The organism is Candidatus Methylomirabilota bacterium (assembly GCA_035709005.1).
Classification (GTDB): Bacteria; Methylomirabilota; Methylomirabilia; order Rokubacteriales; family CSP1-6; genus 40CM-4-69-5.
The window spans coordinates 1-4,710 of record DASTFB010000057.1 but is presented as its reverse complement, the minus strand read 5'-3'; the positions used below and the strand labels follow the sequence as shown (position 1 = coordinate 4,710).

Sequence of the window (4,710 nt, the reverse complement as noted above, 5' to 3'; positions counted from 1 at the left end):
CCGGAGCTGCTGAAGGTCGTCGACTGAGGCCCATGAACGAAACGCGAAGTCGAGGGGCGCCACGGCTGGGCCGGGGCGGCCCGAGCGTCGGGGGGCATGGGGGGCGCCCGGAGCCCCCCATGGAGTAAGTCCGGTGTTCCAGTACGCGGTGCGGCGTCTTCTCATCGCGGTCCCGATGCTGCTGGGGGCCATGAGCATCGTCTTCTTCGCCATGCGCATCCTGCCCGGCGACCCCTGCGTCGCCATGATGGGCGACGAGGCGAGCACCGAGGCCCTGGCCGACTGCACCAGAAATCTCGGGCTGGACCGGCCGCTGGCGGTGCAGTACGCGGACTATCTCTGGCGGTCGGTGCAGTTCGACTTCGGCACCTCCTTGCGGCAGGGCTACCCGGTCAGCCAGTACATCGCCCGCATGTTCCCGCACACGCTGGTGCTGGTGCTGGCCAGCGCCGTGGTGGCGGCGCTGGTGGGCGTTCCCATCGGGATCGTCTCGGCCCTCAAGCGCCGCAACCCGCTCGTCGACTACCCGCTGCGGATCTTCGCGCTGCTCGGCCTCTCCATGCCGGTCTTCTGGCTGGGGATCCTGCTGCTCATCGTCTTCTCGCTCCACCTGGACGTCTTCCCGCTCATCGGCGGCGGCGACCTGGACACGGTCATCGCCATGATCGGCTCCGGCGAGGTGTTCGCCTACCCGGGGGATTTTGTGGCCGCGGTGGGTGACGTGCTCTATCACCTCACGCTGCCGGCCGTGGCCCTGGGGTTCACCCTGGCCGCCACCGTCAGCCGGCTCTCGCGCTCGGCGATGCTGGAGGTGATCAGTCAGGACTTCATCCGCACGGCGCGGGCCAAAGGCCAGGGGGAGCGCGCGGTGGTCTACAAGCACGCCCTCCGCAACATGCTGGTGCCGCTGCTCACGATCATCGGGATTTTCGTGGCCATCGCCCTCACGGGCACGGTGCTCACGGAGACGGTCTTCACCCGTCCCGGGCTGGGCAAGATGCTGGTGGACGCCATCGGCGCCCGCGACTACCCGCTGGCCCAGGGGGCCATCACCGTCTTCACCATGATCATCATCGCCGTGAACCTGGTGGTCGACCTGCTCTACGCCGTCGTCGACCCCCGCATCACCTTCCGGTAAGCCAGGGAGCGCATCATGGCCATCGCGCGCCGCGCGGACCCCGCTGACCTGGCCGTCCTGGCTCCCGCCGGAGAGGCGCGAGGTGTCCTTGGTCATCGTCTGCGCCGGTGGCTGCCGATCGGGATCGGCCTGCTGTTGGCGGCGGCCATCGTCGTGGTGGCCGCCGCCGCGCCGCTCATCGCCCCCCTGAGCCCGTCGGCGCAGTTCGCCGACGCCGTCCTCAAGGGGCCGGGCGCCATCGAGCGCCACGTGCTGGGCACGGACGAGTTCGGGCGGGACATCTTGAGCCGGATCATCTGGGGCGCGCGCATCTCGCTCGAGGTCGGCCTGGCCTCGGTGCTCCTGGGGTGCCTGCTGGGCATCCCGCTGGGCATCTACGCCGGCTACCGCGGCGCCTGGGCCGAAGTGGCCATCATGCGCGCCACCGACATGCTGATGGCCTTTCCCACCCTGCTGCTCGCCCTGATCATCGTCACCGCGCTGGGGGGGACGCTCGTCAACGAGATCCTGGCCATCGGGGTGGCGCTGACCCCGAACTTCGTGCGGCTGGCCCGGAGCCTCACGCTCACCATCCGCGAGCACGACTACGTCATGGCCGCCCGCGCGCTGGGCGGGGGGCAGCTCCGGGTCATGGCCCGCCACGTCTTTCCCAACGCGCTCTACGCGCTGGTCGTCGTCGCCACCCTCTACATCGCGACGGCCATCCGCACGGAGGCGAGCCTGTCGTTCCTCGGGCTCGGCATCCCGCCGCCCACGCCGAGCTGGGGCAACATCCTCAGCGAGGGCCGCCAGTACATCAAGTGCTGCCCCTGGATCACGACGTTCTCCGGGGTGGCGATCATGCTGGCGGTGCTCGCGTTCAACCTGGTGGGCGACGCCCTGCGCGATCTCCTCGACCCCCGGCTCCGCGGCGAGTAGTTCCGGCGACCCTTCGTGCTATCGTGAGGCGGGATGCGCTCCCGCTGGAACGAGGCCGAGGCCGCAGCGCTCTCCGAGCTCGACCTCCTCACGTACGCCTCCCGGCTGATCGGCGCCGAGACCTCGCTCGTCGTCTGGGGCGGCGGCAACACGTCGATCAAGGTCACCGAGCCCGATCACCGCGGCCGGGCGGTGCCCGTGCTCAGGGTCAAGGGCAGCGGCTCGGATCTCAAGTCGATCCAGCGCAAGGACTTCTCCGGCGTCCGCATGGACGATATCCGGGCCCTGCTCGAGCGCGACGACATGGGCGACCAGGAGATGGTCGACTACCTGGCCCGCGCGCTCCAGGAGCCGGGCGGTCCCCGGCCGTCCATCGAGACGCTCCTGCACGGCTTCCTGGACGCCTGCGCCGTCGTCCACACCCACGCCGACGCCATCGTGGCCCTGACCAACAACGACCGGTGCCGCGACGTGCTGGGGGAGGTCTACGGCAAGGACGTCATCGCGGTGGCCTACCGGCGGCCGGGCTTTCGCATCTCGCGCGAGGTGGCCGACGCCGTCGCCCAGCACCCCGAGGCCCGGGCCCTCATCCTCGAGCGCCACGGAACGATCACGTGGGGCGCGACGATGCGGGAGGCCTACGAGGCGACGATCGACCTGATCACCCGGGCCGAGGACGCCATCGCCGCGCGGGCCCGCGGCCGCACGCGGTTCGGCGGGCCCCGCGTCCCCGTGCTGGCGCCCGCGCGGCGCCGGGAGGTGGCGGTGGCGGTGGCGCCGCGAGTGCGCGGGTTGCTCGGCCGCGCCCGTCGTCAGATCGTCACGTTCGGCGACAGCCCCTCGGTCACCGAGTTCGCGTCGTCCACCGAGGCGCCCCAACTGTCGCAGGTGGGGCCGGCGACGCCCGATCACACGATCTACACGAAACGGTTGCCCTGCTTCGTGAGGGGAGAAGGTCTGGCCGATGAGGGCGGCCTGGCTCAGGCCATCGAGCGGAGCCTGAGCGAATTCGAGCGGGAGTACACCCGCTATTTCGAGGCCAACCGGTTCGAGGGCGCCCAGCTCGTCGACCCGCTTCCTCGCGTGATCCTCGTCCCGGGGCTGGGGATGTTCACGGCGGGCCGGGACCGGCGCACGGCCGGCATCGTGAACGACATCTACCACCACACGATCGACGTCATCGGCAGCGCCACCGCCTTCGGCGGCTACGTCTCCCTGACCGCCCGGGACACCTTCGACGTCGAGTACTGGCCGCTCGAGCTCTACAAGCTCACGCTGGCGCCGCCCGAGAAGGAGCTGGCCCGGCGGATCGCCCTCGTGACCGGAGGCGCCTCGGGCATCGGCCGCGCCGTGGCCCGCCGACTGGCGGCCGAGGGGGCGCACGTGGTCGTGGGCGACGTCGACGAGGCCGGCGCCGGCGCGACGGCGGAGGAGATCGTCCGGGCGGTGGGGACGGGGCGAGCCATCGGGCTCCGGATGGACGTCACCGACGAGGCCTCGGTGCGGGCGGCGTTCGAGGAGACCATCCTGGCCTACGGCGGCCTCGACATCCTGGTGTCCAACGCCGGCATCGCGCACTCGGCCCCGGTGGCGGACATGGCCCGCGCCGATTGGGAGCGTTCGTTCGCGGTGAACGCCACCGGACATTTTCTGGTGGCCCGGGAGGCCATGCGCCTGCTCATCCGCCAGGGGCTGGGCGGCGCGCTCGTCTTCGTGGCCACCAAGAACGTGATGGCGCCGGGCAAAGACTTCGCCGCGTACTCCGCGGCCAAGGCGGCGGAGGCCCAGCTGGCCAAGGTCCTGGCCCTGGAGGGTGCGCCGCACGGGATCCGCGCCAACATCGTGAACCCCGATGCAATCTTCCAGGACTCGAAGCTCTGGTCCGAGGAGGTGAGGCGCCAGCGGGCAGCCGCCCAGGGAATCCCCGTCGAAGCGCTGGAAGACTTCTACCGCAAGCGTAACTTGCTCGGGGTCAGAGTGCTGCCCGAGGACGTGGCCGAAGCAGTGCTATTCCTGGCCGGCGACCGGTCGGCCAAGACCACCGGCTGCACGATCACGGTGGACGGAGGTCTGCGCGAGGCGTTCCCCCGGTGATCTCGTTCGGCGCGTTCCTGTCCCTGCACCCTCCGCGCGAGCAGTTCGACCTGGTGCGCCGGGTGGAGGCGCTGGGGTTCGATTCCGTCTGGTGCGGCGATCACGTCTCCTTCAACCTGCCGCTCTACGAGTCGCTCACCTTGCTGGCCACGTATGCCTCGATCACCGAGCGCATCAAGCTGGGCAGCGCCGTCTTTCTGCTCGCCCTGCGCCCGCCCGCGGTCGCGGCCAAGATCACGGCGACGCTCGATGCGCTGTCCGGCGGCCGGCTGATCTTCGGAGTGGGGGTGGGAGGCGAGAACCCCAAGGAGTTCGAGGCCTGCGGCGTGCCGCATCGCGAGCGTGGCGCGCGGGTGAGCGAGGCCATCGACGTCGTGCGGGCCCTCTGGCGCGACACGCCGGCCACCTTCAAGGGACGGTTCACCCGGTTCGAAGGGGTGTCGATCGACCCCAAGCCGGTGCAGCCGGGCGGCCCGCCGATCTGGATCGGCGGGCGGTCGGACGCCGCCCTGACGCGGGCCGGGCGCCAGGGTGACGGGTGGGTGTCCTATGTCGTGACA

General features: G+C 70.8%; 4 protein-coding genes. All 4 read left to right on the top strand.

What is annotated here, in order from left to right:
- Window positions 1-133 precede the first annotated feature (133 nt).
- Complete coding sequence (locus VFR64_08955) at window positions 134-1,138, top strand: ABC transporter permease (GenBank protein ID HET9489865.1); 1,005 nt, start codon at window positions 134-136, stop codon at window positions 1,136-1,138.
- Window positions 1,139-1,153: 15 nt separating this feature from the next.
- A complete protein-coding gene (locus VFR64_08950) occupies window positions 1,154-2,056 on the top strand; it encodes an ABC transporter permease (protein HET9489864.1) in 903 nt (300 codons plus the stop codon).
- Window positions 2,057-2,089: 33 nt separating this feature from the next.
- The gene (gene rhaD, locus VFR64_08945) at window positions 2,090-4,150 is read left to right on the top strand and encodes a bifunctional rhamnulose-1-phosphate aldolase/short-chain dehydrogenase (GenBank protein ID HET9489863.1); all 2,061 of its coding nucleotides are present in this window, start codon (window positions 2,090-2,092) and stop codon (window positions 4,148-4,150) included.
- Window positions 4,147-4,710, top strand: a 564-nt coding sequence (locus VFR64_08940; GenBank protein ID HET9489862.1) for a TIGR03619 family F420-dependent LLM class oxidoreductase, incomplete at its 3' end; no start/stop codon positions are given. The genes rhaD and VFR64_08940, both read left to right, overlap by 4 nt.

Coding starts and splice junctions, on each gene's coding strand:
- rhaD (HET9489863.1), top strand. CDS start 2,090: ATGCGCTCCCGCTGGAACGAGGCCGAGGCCGCAGCGCTCTCCGAGCTC.
- VFR64_08950 (HET9489864.1), top strand. CDS start 1,154: ATGGCCATCGCGCGCCGCGCGGACCCCGCTGACCTGGCCGTCCTGGCT.